The organism is Streptomyces sp. NPDC021115 (assembly GCF_044333065.1).
Lineage (GTDB): Bacteria > Actinomycetota > Actinomycetes > Streptomycetales > Streptomycetaceae > Streptomyces.
Genome location: NZ_JBIRQF010000020.1, coordinates 40,896 through 58,604, shown reverse-complemented (window position 1 = coordinate 58,604; position 17,709 = coordinate 40,896). Strand labels below are relative to the sequence as shown.

Sequence of the window (17,709 nt, the reverse complement as noted above, 5' to 3'; positions counted from 1 at the left end):
GGATCTTCCGGGCCGTGGCCTTTCATCGGAGCGCGGCCGACGACACCCCCAGGCGCACCTGCCCGGGGCCGCCGGGCAGGGCGGACACCTCACGTGCGGTCGGCCAGTGCGAAGTTGAGCTCGACGACGTTCACACGTTCCTGGCCGAGGACGCGGTCCCGGACGTGGCCGGCGACGAGGCAGCGTACGGTCGCGGGCTTCGGACCGCGGGTCTCGGCGACCCGGTTCACCTGCTGGTACGCGTAGCCCGGGGAGATGTGCGGATCGAGGCCGGACCCGGAGGCGGTGACGGCGTCCACCGGCACGTCCCCCGGGTTGCCCCCGTCGAACGCGGCGACGACGGCCCGCCGCCTGACCGTCCTGACCAGCTCCGGATTGTTGGGGCCGAGTTTGGAGGCACCGGAGGCCAAGGGGTCGTATCCGTCGGCGGACGGGCGGGGCTGGAACCATCCCGGGCCGGGCCTGAGCAGGGCCTCGGCGGAGGAAGGCCGGTAGCGGACGCCGCGCAGGGCGAGCGGGATCAGCGCGACGATGACCAGCGCGTTGAAGATGATCGCGGAGGCAATGGCCGAGGTCGGGCGGTGCAACCGCATGACGTTGAGCGTCTCCAGACCCGGATACGCCACGGCGCACATCGCAGGGATGAGCGCGAAGTACTTCGCCACGTCGTTGGCGATGGAGAAGGCGGTCAGCGCGCCCCGTGGTAATCAGCAGCTTTGCCGACGTCCACCCCGGTGACCGGCAGGAACTGGCGGTCGTGCGCCTGCACCCCCTGCCGACCGAGCAGACCCGCCTCCTCGCCTCCGCCCGGTCAGCGGTGCACCGCGCCACTCAGCTCGTCACCGGCCTCGAAGACCTCAACCGACTGCACACCGGAGTCCTGGATCTGTACCTGCGACCCACCGACCTCGACGACCTCGGCACCAGCGGCCGCACTGTCGCCCCCCCGGCTGCCGGAACAGCTTCCCCATCTCCTGGCCGACGCGGCCCTGCTCACTCGTTCAGAGGGGGCCAGGGGACCGGGCAGGGTGCCCCGGGGGACCGAGACGCGGGCCACCGAAGTCCCGCCTGGTGGCCCGGGCGGAAGCGCCTTGGCCCGGTCGGCCGGGGCGGCGGGGCCTTCGGGCCCATGGCGCGTCCGTTCCCACCCGTCCGATCATGGAGGGCGGGTCCGGAGACGAGGCTGTGAGGGAGATGTCCGACGCGACCACGACCGACCTCTACGAGGTCACGATGGCGATGGCGTACCTGGACGAGGGCATGACGGCCCCGGCCACGTTCAGCCTCTTCGTCCGGGATCTGCCTCCCGACCGTGGTTTCCTGGTCAGTGCGGGTCTGGAGTCGGCTCTGGGCTTCCTCTCCGCCTTTCGCATCAGCCCCGAGGACGTGCGCACCTTCGCGGAGGTGCTGCACCGTCCGCCCCACGACCTGGCGGCTCTGACCGGTCTGGAGTTCACCGGCAAGGTCCGGGCGATGCCCGAGGGGCGGATCGCGCTCGCGGGGGAACCGCTGCTGGAGATCACGGCCCCACTCCCCCAGGCGCAGCTGGTGGAGACGTACGTCCTCAACCAGCTCAGCCACCAGACGGCGATTGCCTCGAAAGCCGCGCGCTGTATGCTCGCGGCGGCGGGCCGCCCTGTCGTGGACTTCTCCCTGCGGCGGACCCACGGACCGGAGGCCGGATTCCAGTGCGCCAGGCTCGGCGCGATGGCGGGGTTCGCCGGGACCAGCAATGTGGCCGCGGCAGCCGCCTGCGGTCTGCCGGCCGTCGGCACGATGGCCCACTCGTTCGTGGAGGCGTTCGCGTCGGAGGAGGAAGCGTTCCGCGCCTTCGCCCGCACCCATCCCGGACCGGTGACATTGCTGGTGGACACGTACGACACCGAGCAGGGCGTCCACACGGCGGCACGCGTGCTGAGCGACCTGGGACGCGACCCCGGCTCGGCCGTACGGCTGGACAGCGGCGACCTCGGCGCGCTGGCGGCCAGAGCCCGCGACATCCTGGACGCCGCCGGCCTGCCGGAGGCGCGCATCGTCGCCAGCGGCAGCCTCGACGAGTACGCGGTGGACCGGCTGGTCCGCTCTGGGGCCCCGATCGACGTCTACGCGGTGGGAACGCGGGTCGGCGTCTCGGCGGATGCCCCGTACCTGGACTCCGCGTACAAGATGGTCCAGTACGACGGACGGCCGGTCATGAAGCTCTCCACCGCCAAGGTGACCGCTCCGGGACCCAAACAGGTCTACCGCCGCCCGGGACACCCCGACCTGATCGCCCTCCGCGACGAACCGCCTCCACCTCACAGCACGCCCCTGCTGGAAACCGTGATGCGGCACGGACGACGCACTGTGGCCCGCCCCACGCTCGAGGAGGGCCACGCGCGCTTGACCGCCGATCTGGCCGGCCTCCCGCACGCGGCCCGGCTCATCAAGCATCCGATCGCGCCGGAAGTCGTCCAGTCCGAATCACTGACCGCACTCTCCCGGCAGGTACGCGACCGCATCCAGAGACGCACTGCCACCGGCCTCCGTAGCGATCCGCATTGGCTTGACCGCGTCTGAAGCAATGCCCGCAGCCACCCCATGGAGCTCAGGCGGGTGCGTTTCCCAGGCCATGCGGTGTCCTTCCGATGTCTGCCCCGTACTCATTCGTGAGGGATCACGGCGACCGGGCACGGCGCATGGTGCGCGGCCGCCTGCACCACGGGGCCGAGGCGCGGCGCCAGAGCCTGCCGGTGCTTCCGCCGGCCGATCATCACCAGACCGCTGTCGCCGGCCGCCCGCACGACGGCCTGGGCCGGACTCTCGAGCCGGACGTCACCGGTGACACGCACCCGGGGAAACTTCTCGCGCCACGGCCGCAGCACCTCGTCCAGGTCCCGCTGCGCGCTCGCGGCGATGTCCTGGGCGGTACCGGCCTCCACACCCCACGGGCCGTACGCCTGCACCGGCAGGCTCCTGCCGTGGACTGCGAGCAGAGGCACGCCACGGGTGAACGCGGTGACATAGGCGAACTCCAGGAGGTTGTCCTGAGGGCCGTGGAGGCTCAATCCGACCACTACGGGCCGCTCACGGCCATCGGACGCCCGCCCCTCCCCCTCCTCCGTGCCCGCGCGCACCAGAACCACCGGCCGCTCGGCCCGGGCCACGACGTACAAGCTGATGTCGCCGAAGAAGAAGCTCGCCGCCCGCTCCAGCCCCCGCGAGCCGAGCACCAGCATCCGGGACCGCGTCGCCGCGTCGAGCAGGGCCTTCTCGGCCTCCTCAGCGACCAGCTCCTCTTCGACGCGCAGAGCCGGGTGGAGTCCGCTGAGCTCCGCATGCGCGTCGTGCACGATCCGCTTCGCCCAGTAGTTCTGGTCATCCGCCGCAGGACTGTCGGGCGTGGGTGGGGACAGCAGAATCCAGGCATGCAACAGCCTCAGCCCGAGCTCGCGCCGCTCCGCCTCATCGGCAGCCCAGCGAGCGGCGGCAAGGCTCTCGGCCGAGCCGTCGAGACCCACGGTGACGACTTGTTCCATGACGTTGCTCCACCTCGTGAGAAGCCCCTCACCCTGAGGAGTACCCCCGGAGACCGAAAAGCCTCATACATTATGGAATGTGGCTTTTAGCATAAATAGGGTGATTCAGTCATCTCTGTGAGCCCCTTCGGCCCTGCCATAAGGCTCGCCCGTGCCCGACCGTAGGTGGGTAGGCAGCCTCAGCTGCACGCGGTCGTCGCCGTGGTCACCAACGCGCGAGCTGGCCTGGTCCATATGCCGAACCGCCGGAGGTACGCACAGTGGGGTGCCGAGTGGGACCTGCTGGAGCCCCAGTGGTCCGGGAGGCCACGCTGAGCGGTGCCGTGCCCGGCAACCCACATCAGGCAAGGAGTGAACAATGCCGCACACGGTGGAATGGAAAGTCCGCCTTCACCTCTTCGAAGACGAGGGAATGACGAAGGCACGCGTGGTGCTCGACACGAAAGACACCTCGCTCACCGGCCACGGGACGGCCCGGTGCAACCCCGAGGACACCGACGTGCCCGAGATCGGCGACGAGCTGGCGGCCGGGCGGGCACTGCACGATCTGGGTGACCAACTGCTGGGCGCCGCGGAGAGCGATGTCAAGGGCGTCGGCGCCTCACCACGCCCCCAGGCTCATACAGCGTGGGAATGGCCCACCTGATCAACCGTCCCATCGCCGCATGCGACGTATCCCGCCGGCCGCCGTCCTCTCAAGTGACAGCGGCGGGCCCCTTGGTGTCATCGGTTCCGTAGGCGATGTGCTCCGAACCACCACCACCCGTCCGCTCCCGCCTGACGCAGGTGGGGCCGGAGCGCGGCAGGTCATCGCTGGGGGACGACCGCGACGGGGCAGGCGGCGTGGTGCGCGACGGCCTGCCCGACAGGCCCCAGCCGGGGCCCGAGGCCCGGCCGGTTCGGACCGCGGCCCACGACCATCAGCGCCGCCCCTGCCGAGGCGCCCACCAGTCGCCGGGACGGGCTGTCCGACACGGTCTCCTCGAACACCCGCACACCGGGGAAGTCCTCCCGCCATCGCGCCAGCACATCGCCCAGCGTCCGCTCCGCCTCATCCCGCGCGTTACGCAGCCCCACGTCGACCGCCCAGGGCGCCACGTCCCAGATGGCGGGGACCTTGCCGGCGTACATGACCCGCAGCGCCGCACGACGCCAGGTGGCGGCTTCGAAGGCGAACTCCAGCACCTCGTCGTACGGCCCCCGGAGGTGTACGCCCACCACCACATCGCCACGCCGGATGTCGGCGCCCTGCGCCCGCACCAGAACGACGGGGCACGCGGCGCGGGCGGCGAGCTCCACGCCCACGGAGCCGAGGAAGAACCCGGCGACCGACCCGATCGACCGGGAACCGACCACCACCACCTGCGAGCGCTCCGCCGCGGCCAGCAACACGGGCGCCGGGTGGCCGGAAATCTGGGCCGTGAGGATCTCCAGGCCGGGGTCATCGATGTCCAGCTCAGCCCGCGCCGCGCGCAGAGCCTGTTCGGCCCAGTACTGCCAGGCCACCTCCGGGCCCGGGGCCAGCTCCTGCTGACCGGGCCCCGGCCATGCGTTCACCAGGCTCAGCGGCGCATCGCGCAGCCGCGCCTCACGGGCCGCCCAGCCGGCCGCGGCCAGGCTCTCGGGTGAACCGTCGAGTCCGACGGTGACGGGGCGCGCCATCGGTGCCTCCTTCATTGCGCAGACCTGGTTCCATGGGCCGCTTGACCGCGCGGCAGCCGGAGGGCGCAGCTGTCGCCGGGTGCGAGGGTGAGGGTCCGGTCGGGCAGCACGATCCGGATCGGCCCTTGCTCCGAATGAGGGACGTCGATGCGCAATCGACCGCCGTCGAGGCGCAGCCTCACCCCCCGGTGCCCGCGGAACTGGAGGGAGAAGCGGAAGGCGGACAGTTCCGGCAGAGGGACCGGGTCCAGCCAGAGCGCTCCGTCGCGGGTCTCCAGGCCGGTGAGTCCGCGCTGCACGAGGTCCAGAGTGCCCGCCATGGCTCCCAGGTGGATGCCTTCCGGGGTGGTCCCTCCTTGGATGTCCGCGACATCGGACTCCAGCGCCTGCCGGCAGTACGCCCAGGCCGCCGAGCGCTTCGCCCGGGCGAGCACCCAGCCGTGCACCAGGCTGCTCAAGGTGGATCCGTGGCTGGTGCGGCTCAGGTAGTACTCCACGGTCCGGCGCCAGGTCTCGTCATCCACCGCATATCCCAGGCCACGGAACACGTCGGCCAGCTGCGCCGGCGGGAAGAGGTAGCCCAGCATGAGGACATCGGCCTGCTTCGACGCCTGGTAGCGGTTGGCCGAGTCCCCCTCGGCCTCGAGGATGCGGTCGAGCCGTCGGATGTCGCCGTACCGCTCGCAGTAGGCGTCCCAGTCCAGCTCGGCGAGGTCGCCGTAGCGGTCGAACTGGCTGATGACCCCCGCGTGGAAGGGGACGAACAGCCTCCGGGACACCTCGTCCCAGCGTTCGAGTTCACCGCTCTCCAGGTCCAGCCTCTCGAAGAGCTCCTGGCGACGCCACGCGGGCAGGCTCCGGGCGAGGTCGAGCGCCCGGCCGAGCACCCAGGCGGCGGTGACATTGGTGTACGCGTTGTCGTCCAGGCCCGGCCGAGAGGCGCCGGGGTAGCCGTCGTGGTACTCGTCCGGGCCGACCACGCCCCGGATCCGGTAACGGCCGAGGCTGCCGTCGAAGTCCGCGAGGTCTCCCCAGAAGCGGGCGATCTGCAGGACCATCTCGGCGCCCTCGGTGTGCAGGAACTCGGTGTCGCCGCTGACCTCGCAGTACTGCCACACGTCGTACGCCACCGCGGAGTTGACGTGGTGCTGCAACCGGGAGTGGTCCGGCAGCCAGTGCCCCGACCGCGGGTTGTAGTGCAGCCGCGGTGTCTCTTCCCGGCCGTCACTGCCGCTCTGCCACGGGTACATCGCTCCCCGGTGTCCCGCCTCGCGGGCGGCACGGCACGCCTGCGGCAGGCGCCGGTGGCGGTAGCGGAGCAGCCCCCTGGAGACCTCGGGAAAGTGCAGGTTCAGATAGGGCAGGACGAACAGCTCATCCCAGAAGACGTGCCCCCGGTACGCCTCGCCGTGCAGACCGCGCGCCGGGACACCCACGTCCAGGTCGGCGGTGTGCGGCGAGAGGGTCTGGAGCACATGGAACAGATGGAGCCGGAGGATGCGGCCCGGCTCCCCGGGCACGTGGAGTTCGGCGCGCCGCCACAGCCTGGCCCAGGCCGCGGCGTGCGAGGTGAGCAGTTCCGGGAAGTCCCCGGCCGCCTCCGCACGCTCCACCGCCGCCCGCAGCGGATCGCCGGTCGCGAGGTCCCGTGACGTGTGCGACGCCACGACCTTGTCCACGGTGACCGGCCGGCCCGGCTCGATGGGTATCACCAAGCGGTGGCCGATACGGCGGCGGCCGGTACGCAGACGGGACGACTCGGGCTCCGCCCCCGCGACCCGCGTGCTCGCGGCGAGCGCGACGCCGACATCCGACGTCCGGGTCCGACACCGCAGCCATACGGCGCCGGATTCGGCTCCACCGGCCCGCACCTCGGTCAGGTGCTGTTCGCTGAGCCCTTGGTAGCGGCGCACGTTTGCGTTGCGCACATCGCCGTCCAGCGCCGATTCGACCTCGACCCGTCCCGACCAGCCCTCCGCCGTCAGAACGGTCCGCAGCGCGGCCACGTGGGGATCACTCATGTGGACCAGCCTGGTCTGCTCCACACCCAGCCGGTGCCCGGAGTGGTCCCGGTAACTGATCGTCCGGGTGAGCGTCCCCCTCCCCATGTCCAGAACCTGCCGGTAGTCGAGCAGCAGGCAATGGTCCGGGGAGAACCACGCGCCGGTGGTGACGTCCCCGGGCAGCGGCCGGAAGCGCAGCGGCAGCCAGTTCGGCAGATTGACCATGTCCTCGTTCTCGACCTCGTGACCCGAAATGTCGGAGCGCAGCCGGTCGTAGCAGCCCGCCACATACGTCCCCGGGTAGTGCACCGGATCGGACCTGCTCTCGGGCGCCGCGCCACGGGTCGCGGTATAGCCGTTCCCCAAGGTGCACAGCGCCTCCCGCAGCCGCTCGGCGGCGGGATCGTAGCCGCGGTACTCCCAGGTCCACTCCGGCACGGGCACTCATCTCCTCGTCCCATGATGGGAATCCCGCGCCGACGGCGCACGTCGGCTGCCTCGCCGGCGGCCGGCCTTCGGCTCGCGGCCACAGTCCGGCGAGCCTGCGTTCCCCAGTGGTCGCTGAGCCATAGGGTCATGCCAGGCCGCCCTCGGTCGACGCACCGAACAGCGCCGTGGGAGACGCGCATGGAGTGGTTGGTCTCGTTGACCGGAGCCGGGCTGGTCATGGCCGCGCTGCGGGACCTGTTCCATACGCTCTGGCACCCGACTCGTCGGGGAGGCTTGAGCCGCCTCATCATGTCGGCATTGTGGAGAGCGTCCCAGCATGTCCCCGCGCGCAAGCGGGTGGCGGGGCTCGTCGGACCGCTGGCCATGGTCACCGTGGTCGTGATGTGGGCCTGCACCATCATCCTGGGGTGGGCCATCATCTACTGGCCCCACATGCCGGAGGCGTTCTCCTTCGGAAGCGGTTTGAAAGCCGCCCAGCACGCGGACCTGCTGGACGCCCTCTACGTCTCACTCGTCACCATCGCCACCCTCGGGCTCGGGGACATCGTGCCGACCGAGGACTGGCTGCGCATCGTAGCGCCGCTGGAAGCCCTCATCGGCTTCGCTCTGCTGACGGCCACGGTCACCTGGGTGCTCGAGATCTACCCGGCACTCGCCCGGAGGAGGGTCCTGGCGATCCGCTTGGCGCTGCTGCGCCAAGCGGACCCTTCGGCCCAACGACTGGATGGCGCTCTGGGAGCCTCGCTACTGGCGAGTGTGGCCACCGAAGTGGTACGCGTCCGTGTCGACTTCACCCAATACGCCGAGGCGTACTACTTCCACGACGGCGAAAACCACGCGCCGCTGGCCTCCAGCGTCGGCTACGCCGCTGAGCTCGCCCAGCGCGGGCGGGCGGCAGGCCATCCCGATGTGCGTCTGGCGGCGGCCATGCTCGCCGGTGCTCTGGAGGCCCTTGCCACGGTCCTCGACGAGCAGTTCCTCCACACCGGCGGAACACCGGCGGAGGTCTTCGCCGCGTACGAAGCCGACCACGGCCGCAGCCTTTCCTGACGTCTTGCTGATAAGCTCATCCGCCCCCTCGTGACAGGTGGCCTTCGGCTCCCGAGATCCCCTCCACCGCGGTGAGCGGGCCGCGCAGCTCGCGCACGGCCGTGTACTCGGCCTCGCTCCGGCCGGTCACGGCGCCTCAGATCCCGTTCCCCGTCGGGGTGAGCCGGTCGACGGTGGTCCACCGGTCTTCGGGGAGAGCAACGCGGTGGTGGGCGGCACTCCGATCACCCGATACGGCGCCGGTGGGCGGCCAGGACAACCTGCGACGGCGGGGTGATGGTTCTCCCGGGGCTCGAACGACCGTGGCCCTCACTGGAAGGCGGCGTGGATTTCCTGCTCGGTCGCGGTGTGTGAGACCACCAGGAGTTCGTCACCCGGCCGCAGCCTCATCCCGGCGGCCGGGACGGTGGGCCGACCCTCTCGGACGACGGTGGCGATGACCGAACCGGCGGGGAGACCGATATCGGCGAGGGTACGGCCGACGGCCCGGGACCGGTCGGTGATGGTGGTCTCGATCACGTTGACGCCTGCTTTACTGAGCCGGAGAAGAGCGACGGTGTCGGTGGCCCCGGTGGCTTCTTCAATGAGGGAGATCAGCGGTGTGGCGGCGGGGACGGCCACATCCACGCCCCACCGCCGGTCGAACAGCCAGGCGTTGTCCACGTCGTTGACGCGGGCGGCGACGCGCTCCACCTGGAACTGGCGCTTGGCGAGCAGGCTGATGACGAGATTGTCCTCGTCCCTGCCGGTGGCGGCGATCATCAGATCGGCGGTGAGCGCGCCCGCGTGTTCCAGGAAGGCCGGGTCACAGGCGTCCCCGGCCACCAGGCGCACCGGAACGCGGCCCCGGAGCTCGGCAACCCGGTCCTCGTCGACGTCGACGAGGGTGACCTCGTTCCTTGCGGCGGCGAGCACCTGGGCGATTTGGGTGCCGAGCCGGCCGGCGCCGGCGATGAGGGCTTTCACGTACCCAGCTCCTTGTCCAGGAAGGCCCGCAGCCGGCCGAGCGCGGTGGCGGCGACGGCGAAGGTGACCAGGTCGCCGGATTCCGCCGGGGTGCCGTGGGCGGGCACGCGTGAGCGACCGGCCCGGGTGACCTCCACGACGCGGATCTCTCCGTCGACGTCGAACTCGGTCAGGCGCCGCCCCGTGAGGTAGGCCGGAAGCAGGCTGCGGACCAGCACTGTCTCCCCGTTGCCGAAGGTGACCTCAGGTGTGAGATGGCGGTGCAGCAGCATCCGGTGGATCTCATGCACCGTCCAGCGCACGCTGGCGATGGTGGGGATGCCCAGGTCGCGGTAGATGTCGGCACTGCGGGGGTCGTAGACGCGGGCCAGGACGACCGGGACCCGGTAGGTCTCCTTGGCCGTCCGGGCGCTGACGATATTGCTGTTGTCTCCCGAGGTGACGGCGACGAACGCGTCGGCGTGCTGGATTCCGGTGGCTTCCAGAACTGCCCGGCTGTATCCGTTGCCTTCGTGGAACTGACCGGGGAAACCATCGGGCAGCAGCTTTCTGGCCCGGGGCGAGAGGTCGATGAGCCGCACGTCATGGCCTTCGGCGACGAGGTCGACGGCGAGCCTGGATCCCGCCCGCCCGCACCCCGCGATGATCACTCTCATCGTGTACTTCCCTTCGGGTTCCGGGTGACGCGGCGCCGTACCCACCCCTTGCGGGTTTCCTCGACGCCCAGGAGCAGCACTCCGAATCCCGCCAGCACCACCCAGTCGGACGGATCCAGCGGAGCGGTGTTGAAGACGGCCTGAAGCGCGGGGAGGTAGCTGATCGCCGCCATCAGCCCGAGGGAGACGCATCCGGCGGCCAGCAGCCACGGGTTGGACAGCAGCCCGATCCGGAAGACGCTCTGCTGCTCGGTGCGCACCGCCAGGGCGTTGAAGAACTGGCTGACCACGATTCCGGCCTGGACCATGGTGATCGCCTCCCGGTAGACCGGGGTGTCCTTGGTGAAGTCCGCGTAAGGAATCCCGGAGGCGTGAATGTGCCAGAAGAACACCGCGCACACGCCGAGTGCCTGAATACCGCCGAGGAACAGGATGCGGCCCACGACGGCGCCCGAGAACAGCCGCTCCCGCCGGGATCGGGGCGGCCGGTCCATCGCATCGGGCTCCGGCGGCTCGGCCCCGAGCGCGAGGGCGGGCAGCACGTCGGAACCGAGGTCGATCGCCAGGATCTGCACCGCGCTGATCGGGACCAGCGGAAACCCCGCGAAGGTGGCGGCGAGGATCGGGACGAGTTCGGCGATGTTGTGGCTGAAGAGGTAGATCAGGAACTTACGGATGTTCTGGTAGACCGAGCGGCCGAGTCTCACCGCCGTGGCGATGGAGGCGAACGAATCGTCGAGCAGCACCATCACCGCGGCTTCCCGGGCGACATCGGTACCGGATACGCCCATCGCGACGCCGATGTCCGCGTGTTTGAGGGCGGGGGCGTCGTTGGCGCCGTCCCCGGTGACCGCGACGACGTCGCCGCGTCCCTGCAGTGCGGTGACCACTCGCATTTTGTGCTCGGGACTCACCCGGCACAACAGCAGCTCACCCGACTCGGTGAGCAGCTTGTCCAGAGCCGGAGCGTCGAGCGCGTCCAGCCCGGCGCCCGTGATGACAGTGGGGGCGGGCCGCCGGACGATGCCCACCCGGCGGGCGACCGCCTCCGCGGTCAGCGGGTGGTCCCCCGTGACCATGACGATCCGGATACCGGCCCGCCCGCATGCCTCGACCGCTTCGCTGACCTCCGGGCGCGGCGGGTCGAGCATGCCGACCAGGCCCAGGAGGGAGAGCCCCGATTCAACGTCGTACTGGGCCGGGCGGCGATCGGTCACCGGACGCCATGCCACGCCCAGCACCCGCAGCCCCCGGGAGGCCAGTTCATCGTTCGCGGCGATCACCGCCGCGCGCAGTTCGTCCGTCAGTGGCAGCCGTTCGCCTCTCCAGTCAGCGGTGTCGCAGCGCGCGAGCAGTTCCTGCGGAGCGCCTTTGACGAACGCCCGGTAGCCGCCGCCCTCCGGGTCACTGTTCACCGTGCTCATCAACTTGCGGACCGAGTCGAAGGGATATTCCGCCACCCGGGGAGCCGCGGCCTCCTCCGCTTCCACGTCGAGGCCCGCCTTCGCCGCCGCGACCAGCAACGCCCCCTCGGTGGTGTCACCCAGGACACGCCAGCCCTCCCGCCCGGACGGCGGGACCAGCCGCGCGTTGCAGCACAGCGCTGCCGCCCGGAGAACGGCCAGCACCGCCTCGGGGTCGGAAACAGCCCCCACCGGGGCGTACCCCACCCCGGAGACGGTGTGCGCCACTCCACCGGCCCACACCTGGGCGACGGTCATCTCCGCCCGGGTCAGCGTGCCCGTCTTGTCCGTGCACACCACGGTGGTGGATCCCAGCGTCTCAACGGCCAGCAGCTGTTTGATGAGCGCGTGCCGGCGTGCCATGCGCCGTACGCCGATGGCCAGCGAGACGGACAAGGTGGCGGGCAGTCCCTCGGGGACGAGTGCCACCATCACTCCGAGCGCGAAGACGAACGAGGAGACGAGCCCCTGCCCGGTGGGCAGGCGCACCGCGAAAAGCGCCGCCCCGATCGCGAGCGCCGCCCCCGCCACCCGGCGGGCCATCGAAGCGACCTGGAGCTGAAGGGGGGTCCGCTGCCGCGGCGCCGCCGCGGCGAGCCGGAAGATGCGCCCGAACTCCGTTGCCGCGCCCGTGGCGAACACCACGGCCTTCGCGGAGCCCGCCACGACAGCGGTGCCCATGAAGACGCAGTTGCGGGCCTGAAGCACGGGGCCGGCCGCCACCGGTTCCCCCGATCGGCCGACCGGATCGCTCTCCCCGGTCAGGGCAGCGTTGTTCACCGTGACCTCGTGTGTCTCCACCAGTCGGCAGTCCGCCGACACCGCGTCCCCGGCCTCCAGGGCCACGACGTCCCCCGGAACCAGATCACGAGCGGGCACCTCCGCTCGCTCTCCGTCGCGCAGGACACGACTGGTGTGCGGCACCATCGCCCGCAGTGACTCGGCTGTGCGCTCCGCCGAGTACTCCTGGCCGAAGCCGATCGCCGCGTTCAGCACTACCACGCCGAGGATCGCCAGGGCCAGTTGCAGCGTGCCCACATCATGGGGGTGTTCCAGTCCGTAGGCCAGAAAGGTGATGGCCGACGCGATGAGCAGCACGACCGCGAACAGATCCGTGAACTGCGCGAGGAGCCGCCGCCACGCCCCCCACCGCCGGGCATGCGGCAACTCGTTGGGACCGAACCGTTCCCGCCTCGTGCGCGCGGTCCCCGAGGCGAGCCCCCGGGGTGAGGAGCCGAGGGCGACGAAGACCTCCGCGGCCGGCAGGGCCTGTACCGCCGGGCCGTCCGCCCCCGGAACGGCCGCCGGTCCGCGGCCGCCGTCACCGGGCATCAACACATGAGGGCCGCTGCCCATCGGAAGGCATCGAGACAGGGAGCGATGGCGGTCATGCCTTCATCCTCGTCTCCACCGGTGGAAACCGCACCCGGGGACCGGTCCGGACAGCGCACGCCTCCCGGTCACACAACCCGATCGGGTGTGGCGGGTTCGCCGGAGGCGGGCACGAGTGACCCGTGCCGGGCCGCCGCCTTCCCGGAGAAAACCCCTGACTCGACGCATACCATCAAAAAACGATCATCGAGAGGGAAAGGCCCACCATGCTCCAGGACGGCCAGCACGCATCCGGCGCGAACACCGGCTCCGCGCCCCCACCCCGCTGAACGAGGTGGAGCTGGTGGCTCTGGACGCGCACTGGCGAGCGGCGAACTACCTGTCAGTCGGGCAGATCTATCTCATGGCCAATCCGCTGCTGACCGAGCCGCTGCGTCCTGAGCACATCAAGCCCCGTCTGCTGGACCACTGGGGCACCTCCCCAGGGCTGAACCTCGTCTACACCCACCTCAACCGAGTGATCAAGGCACGGGGTCTGGACGCGATGTGCGCCTGGGGCCCGGGGCACGGCGGGCCCGCGGTCGTCGCCAACTCCTGGCTGGAAGGCAGCTACACCGACACCTATCCCGACGTCACCCGCGATCAGGCGGGCATGGGCCGGCTCTTCAGGCAGTTCTCCTTCCCCGGCGGCATTCCCAGCCATGTGGCCCCGCAGACCCCCGGCTCGATCCACGAGGGCGGCGAGCTCGGCTACTCCCTCGCCCACGCCTATGGCGCCGCTCTGGACAATCCCGGTCTGGTCGTGGCCTGCGTCGTCGGTGACGGGGAGGCGGAGACCGGTCCGCTGGCCACGGCCTGGCACTCCAACAAGTTCCTCGACCCGGTCCACGACGGCGCCGTCCTGCCGATCCTGCATCTGAATGGCTACAAGATCGCCAACCCCACGGTGCTGTCCCGCATTCCCGAGGAAGAGCTCGACGAACTCCTGCGCGGGCTGGGCCACCATCCGCTCCACGTCACCGGTGACGATCCGCCGGCGGTCCACCGGGAGATGGCCGCGGCAATGGACACGGCCCTCGACCACATCACCCTCCTGCAGCGCACCGCCCGCGAGGAAGGCGTCACCGAGCGCCCGCGATGGCCGATGATCGTGCTGCGCACTCCCAAGGCCTGGACCGGACCGGCCGAGGTGGACGGACTCCCGGTGGAGGGCACCTGGCAGGCCCACCAGGTGCCCTTGGCCGAGGTCCGCACTCATCCGGATCATCTGCGCCAGCTGGAGCGGTGGCTGCGGTCCTACCGGCCGGCCGAGCTGTTCGACGAACACGGCTGTCCCCGCGAGCCGGTCCTGGCCTGTGTGCCGGACGGCGAGCGCCGTCTAGGGGCCAATCCGCGGGCCAACGGGGGCCTGCTGACCCGCGAACTGCCGATCCCGCCCCTGGAGAAGTACGCCGTCGTGGTCGACAAGCCGGGGGCCGGGCTCCATGAACCCACCCGGGTACTGGGCGAGCACAGGATTGCTCGAATCGCCTCTCTAGCACAATTCAGCGCCTTGACCCGACGCAATATGCTGCCAATGTTGCTGAGATTGGTTCGATTCGACGTGCCCGTCGGCCACGCTTGATGGCGTCTTGCCGATGGACCACGAAGGGGCAGCCATGCCGGGCAGCAGCACAGTCACCGTCCACCCCGATCGCGAGGTCCGGCCCAGTCACGCCGTGGCGCCGCCCATCTACCAGACGGCGGCGTTCTCGGCCGCGGACGCGGAGACGTTCGCCCAGGCCGCGGTCGACAGGCGGGGCCAGGACTTCTACACCCGCTTCGGCAATCCGAACCACGCTCAGGTCGCGGCCGTCGTAGCGGAACTGGAGCACACCGAGGCGGCCATGGTCACCGCGTCCGGGATGGCCGCGCTGACCACCACCGTGCTGACCCTGGTGTCCACCGGTGACCATGTCATCGGGCAGCGGTCCACCTACGGCGGTACGGCGTCGGTACTGCTGAACCTGCTGCCCGCTTCGGCGTGTCGACCACCCTGGTGGACCAGACCGACCCGGAGGCGTTCGAAAAGGCACTGACCCCGCAGACCCGCCTGATCCTGATGGAGTCCCCGAGCAATCCGCTGCTCCAGATCACCGACCTGCGCGCCGTCGCGGACCTGGCCCGCGCGCAGGACGTACTGACACTGGCGGACAACACCTTCGCCACTCCGCTGAACCAGCGCCCGGCGGACTTCGGCATCGATCTGGTCTGGCACAGCGCGACCAAATACCTCAACGGTCATTCCGACGTGTCCGCCGGAGCGGTGGCCGGCCCGGCAGAGCTCCTGGACCGGATCTGGGATGCCGGCCTGCTCACCGGTGCCGTCCTCGGCCCGTTCGACGCGTGGCTGCTGCTGCGCGGGATGCGCACCCTTCCGCTGCGGATGCCCCGGCACAACGCCAACGGCCAGGCGCTCGCGGAGGCCCTGCACGACCACCCCGCCGTGAGCCGTGTGCACTACCCCGGCCTGGCGTCCCATCCGCAGCACGAGCTGGCCGCACGTCAGATGAGGGGGTTCGGCGGGGTGCTCGGCATCGAGTTCACCGGCGGTTACGAGGCGGCCGACGCGTTCCTGGGCCAACTGCGCTACGCCCGCCGGTCGGCCAGCCTCGGCGGCATGGAATCGCTGGCCGTGCACCCCGCGTCCATGTGGCGGGGAATGCTCGACGAAGACCAGCTCGCCGCCTCGGTTCCGCCGGGCCTGGTCCGGCTGGCCGCGGGCACGGAGGATACGGCCGACCTGGTCGCCGACGCACTCGCCGCGGCCGACGCGGTGGCCGCCACTGGTGACCGCGTCAGGACGCCGTGAGCGTCTTCATGGTGACGTAGCTGTTCACCATGGCGACGCCGGGAAGGTCGGCCAGCCGGTTGGCGTGGAAGTCCTCGTAGGCGGCCAGGTCGGCGACCTCGACCTGAAGCAGGTAGTCGTAGTTGCCGGTGACGTGATGGACGTGGGCCACCTCGGGCAGTTGGATGACCGCCCGTTCGAACGCGGTCACGTCGGCGCGCTTGTGCCTCATGAGCCGGACACCGGCGAACACGCGGAGGCTGCGGCCGAGGGCGGCGGGGTCGACCTCCGCCCGGTAGCCGCGGATCACTCCGGTTTCCTCGAGCCGGTTCACCCGCCGCAGGCAGGGTGACGGCGACAGGCCGACCCGAGCGGCGAGCTCGGCGTTGCTGATCCGCCCGTGCTTTTCGAGCACGGGCGGATGGACCGATCTACATCATCCATAAGGGCAGACTATTGCTCAATCCCTTCATGTACCACAACCTCATGCCCTGCTCTGGCGCAATTTCGTGCCGAAGTTGCCGAGCTCGGCTTACGCCGACGTACTGAACAACAACACTCGACCGAGTCATCAACCCGAGCAAGCAACCCCTTTTCGTGGAGGAATTTTCAGATGAGGATCCTGCTCACCGGCGGCACCGTGGTCAGCATGGACCCGGCTGTCGGCGATCTCGAACGCGGTGACGTGCTGATCGAGGACGGCGTGATCGCCGAGGTGGCCGAGGCGATCGAAGCTCAGGACGCCGAGGTGATCGACGCGACCGACCGGATCGTCATGCCCGGCTTCGTCGATACCCACCGGCACACCTGGCAGACCGCGTTCCGCGGCATCGGCGCCGACTGGACCTTCCCCGAGTGGGCGGTGGCGATGCACGGCACGCTCAAGCCTCACTACCGGCCCGAGGACGTCTACCTGGGCACCCTGCTCGGCCGACTGGAGGCCCTCCACTCCGGCGTGACCACGATGCTGGACTGGTTCCACTGCGCGCAGGGCCCCGAGCACGCCGACGCCGCCGTCGAGGCGCTGCGCGACACAGCCGGACGCTCGGTCTTCTGCCACGGCGCGGGATGGGGCACCACCGGCCCGGTCGACGCCGAGGTCCGACGCGTCCGTTCCGCACTTCCCGGGGACGGGCTGGTCACCATGGCGCTCGGGCTGCGCGGCGCGGACGACACCAGCATGGACACCGTCGCCGAGGAGCTGAAGCTGGCGGCCGAGCTGGACCTGCGGACCAGTGTCCACGTCACCTCCGACGGCACCCAACGCCCGATCGCAGACTTGCGCGAGCACGGGCTGCTGCGGGACACCACGACGTTCGTGCACGCCAACGGGCTCGCCGACGACGAACTGCGGATGCTCGCCGACGCCGGCAGCTCGGTGTCGATCAGCCCGGACGTCGAGCTGAGGATGGGGTTCGGCTGGCCGATGACCGGCCGGATGCTGGCCGCAGGCGTGCGCCCGACACTCTCCGTCGACGACGTCCCCTCCGTCGGCGGCAACATGTTCGCCACCATGCGCACCGCGTTCGTGGTACAGCGCGGCCTGGACGGCGGCCTCAACTCCCGGGAGCTGCTGGAGTTCGCCACCGTCGACGGCGCCCACGCGCTGGGACTCACCGCCCGCACAGGCAGCCTCACGCCCGGCAAGGACGGTGTTCTTCCGGGATCAGGGCCTCCACCCCGCCGCGTCGAGCTGCCGGGGTGGTCCTGTTCCTCGGCGCCGACCCCCTGCCACAGCGTACGGAGGCCCCGGTCGCCCGGGCGATGACTGCCGCCACC

Annotated in this window: 10 protein-coding genes and 4 pseudogenes; 6 read left to right on the top strand and 8 right to left on the bottom strand. The window is 70.5% G+C overall.

Annotated elements, in window-relative coordinates; genetic code table 11:
- Nucleotides 1-89 precede the first annotated feature (89 nt).
- Nucleotides 90-707 (bottom strand): annotated as a pseudogene (locus ACH4TL_RS37640) (potassium-transporting ATPase subunit C); the annotation flags it as partial.
- A gap of 487 nt (nt 708-1,194) precedes the next feature.
- Between ACH4TL_RS37640 and ACH4TL_RS37635 the strand changes: the two are divergent.
- A complete protein-coding gene (locus ACH4TL_RS37635; RefSeq protein WP_398327468.1) occupies nt 1,195-2,559 on the top strand; it encodes a nicotinate phosphoribosyltransferase in 1,365 nt (454 codons plus the stop codon).
- Nucleotides 2,560-2,642: 83 nt separating this feature from the next.
- On the opposite strand, the gene ACH4TL_RS37630 is transcribed toward ACH4TL_RS37635, so the two are convergent.
- Complete coding sequence (locus ACH4TL_RS37630; protein ID WP_398327466.1) at nt 2,643-3,518, bottom strand: universal stress protein; 876 nt, start codon at nt 3,516-3,518, stop codon at nt 2,643-2,645.
- A gap of 358 nt (nt 3,519-3,876) precedes the next feature.
- Here ACH4TL_RS37630 and ACH4TL_RS37625 point away from each other — a divergent pair, with 358 nt between their 5' ends.
- Nucleotides 3,877-4,164, top strand: coding sequence for a DUF1876 domain-containing protein (locus ACH4TL_RS37625; protein WP_398327463.1), 288 nt, complete (start codon nt 3,877-3,879; stop codon nt 4,162-4,164).
- Between the two features lie 161 nt (nt 4,165-4,325).
- Here ACH4TL_RS37625 and ACH4TL_RS37620 read toward each other — a convergent pair whose 3' ends face one another.
- Complete coding sequence (locus ACH4TL_RS37620; protein ID WP_398327460.1) at nt 4,326-5,180, bottom strand: universal stress protein; 855 nt, start codon at nt 5,178-5,180, stop codon at nt 4,326-4,328.
- 11 nt (nt 5,181-5,191) lie between these two features.
- Nucleotides 5,192-7,621, bottom strand: coding sequence for a glycoside hydrolase family 65 protein (locus tag ACH4TL_RS37615; protein ID WP_398327457.1), 2,430 nt, complete (start codon nt 7,619-7,621; stop codon nt 5,192-5,194).
- Nucleotides 7,622-7,810: 189 nt separating this feature from the next.
- Between ACH4TL_RS37615 and ACH4TL_RS37610 the strand changes: the two genes are divergently transcribed.
- Nucleotides 7,811-8,683, top strand: coding sequence for a potassium channel family protein (locus tag ACH4TL_RS37610; protein WP_398327454.1), 873 nt, complete (start codon nt 7,811-7,813; stop codon nt 8,681-8,683).
- A gap of 309 nt (nt 8,684-8,992) precedes the next feature.
- On the opposite strand, the gene ACH4TL_RS37605 is transcribed toward ACH4TL_RS37610, so the two are convergent.
- Genes ACH4TL_RS37605 through ACH4TL_RS37595 form a run of 3 tightly spaced genes read right to left on the bottom strand, consistent with a single transcriptional unit; the run spans nt 8,993 to nt 13,100 of the window.
- Nucleotides 8,993-9,649: a potassium channel family protein gene (locus tag ACH4TL_RS37605; protein WP_398327451.1), complete on the bottom strand. Its 657-nt coding sequence runs from the start codon at nt 9,647-9,649 to the stop codon at nt 8,993-8,995.
- A complete protein-coding gene (locus ACH4TL_RS37600) occupies nt 9,646-10,305 on the bottom strand; it encodes a potassium channel family protein (RefSeq protein WP_398327448.1) in 660 nt (219 codons plus the stop codon). The genes ACH4TL_RS37605 and ACH4TL_RS37600 overlap by 4 nt, the downstream gene beginning before the upstream one ends.
- Nucleotides 10,302-13,100: a cation-translocating P-type ATPase gene (locus tag ACH4TL_RS37595; protein WP_398327445.1), complete on the bottom strand. Its 2,799-nt coding sequence runs from the start codon at nt 13,098-13,100 to the stop codon at nt 10,302-10,304. The genes ACH4TL_RS37600 and ACH4TL_RS37595 overlap by 4 nt, the downstream gene beginning before the upstream one ends.
- A 289-nt stretch (nt 13,101-13,389) precedes the next feature.
- Between ACH4TL_RS37595 and ACH4TL_RS37590 the strand changes: the two are divergent.
- A pseudogene (locus ACH4TL_RS37590) lies at nt 13,390-14,610 on the top strand (phosphoketolase); the annotation flags it as partial.
- A gap of 127 nt (nt 14,611-14,737) precedes the next feature.
- Nucleotides 14,738-15,951, top strand: a pseudogene (locus ACH4TL_RS37585) (trans-sulfuration enzyme family protein).
- Here the strand turns inward: ACH4TL_RS37585 and ACH4TL_RS37580 are convergent.
- Nucleotides 15,938-16,374 (bottom strand): annotated as a pseudogene (locus ACH4TL_RS37580) (Lrp/AsnC family transcriptional regulator). The pseudogenes ACH4TL_RS37585 and ACH4TL_RS37580 sit on opposite strands and share 14 nt — an antisense overlap.
- Before the next feature lie 169 nt (nt 16,375-16,543).
- Here ACH4TL_RS37580 and ACH4TL_RS37575 point away from each other — a divergent pair.
- Nucleotides 16,544-17,698, top strand: a complete 1,155-nt coding sequence (locus ACH4TL_RS37575) for an amidohydrolase family protein (protein ID WP_398327442.1) — start codon at nt 16,544-16,546, stop codon at nt 17,696-17,698.
- The last annotated feature ends 11 nt before the right edge of the window (nt 17,699-17,709 follow it).

Excerpts from the sequence above, each read along its gene's own strand:
- ACH4TL_RS37635 (WP_398327468.1), top strand. The coding sequence starts at position 1,195 with ATGTCCGACGCGACCACGACCGACCTCTACGAGGTCACGATGGCGATG.
- ACH4TL_RS37630 (WP_398327466.1), bottom strand. The coding sequence starts at position 3,518 with ATGGAACAAGTCGTCACCGTGGGTCTCGACGGCTCGGCCGAGAGCCTT.
- ACH4TL_RS37625 (WP_398327463.1), top strand. The coding sequence starts at position 3,877 with ATGCCGCACACGGTGGAATGGAAAGTCCGCCTTCACCTCTTCGAAGAC.
- ACH4TL_RS37620 (WP_398327460.1), bottom strand. The coding sequence starts at position 5,180 with ATGGCGCGCCCCGTCACCGTCGGACTCGACGGTTCACCCGAGAGCCTG.
- ACH4TL_RS37610 (WP_398327454.1), top strand. The coding sequence starts at position 7,811 with ATGGAGTGGTTGGTCTCGTTGACCGGAGCCGGGCTGGTCATGGCCGCG.
- ACH4TL_RS37600 (WP_398327448.1), bottom strand. The coding sequence starts at position 10,305 with ATGAGAGTGATCATCGCGGGGTGCGGGCGGGCGGGATCCAGGCTCGCC.
- ACH4TL_RS37595 (WP_398327445.1), bottom strand. The coding sequence starts at position 13,100 with ATGCCCGGTGACGGCGGCCGCGGACCGGCGGCCGTTCCGGGGGCGGAC.
- ACH4TL_RS37575 (WP_398327442.1), top strand. The coding sequence starts at position 16,544 with ATGAGGATCCTGCTCACCGGCGGCACCGTGGTCAGCATGGACCCGGCT.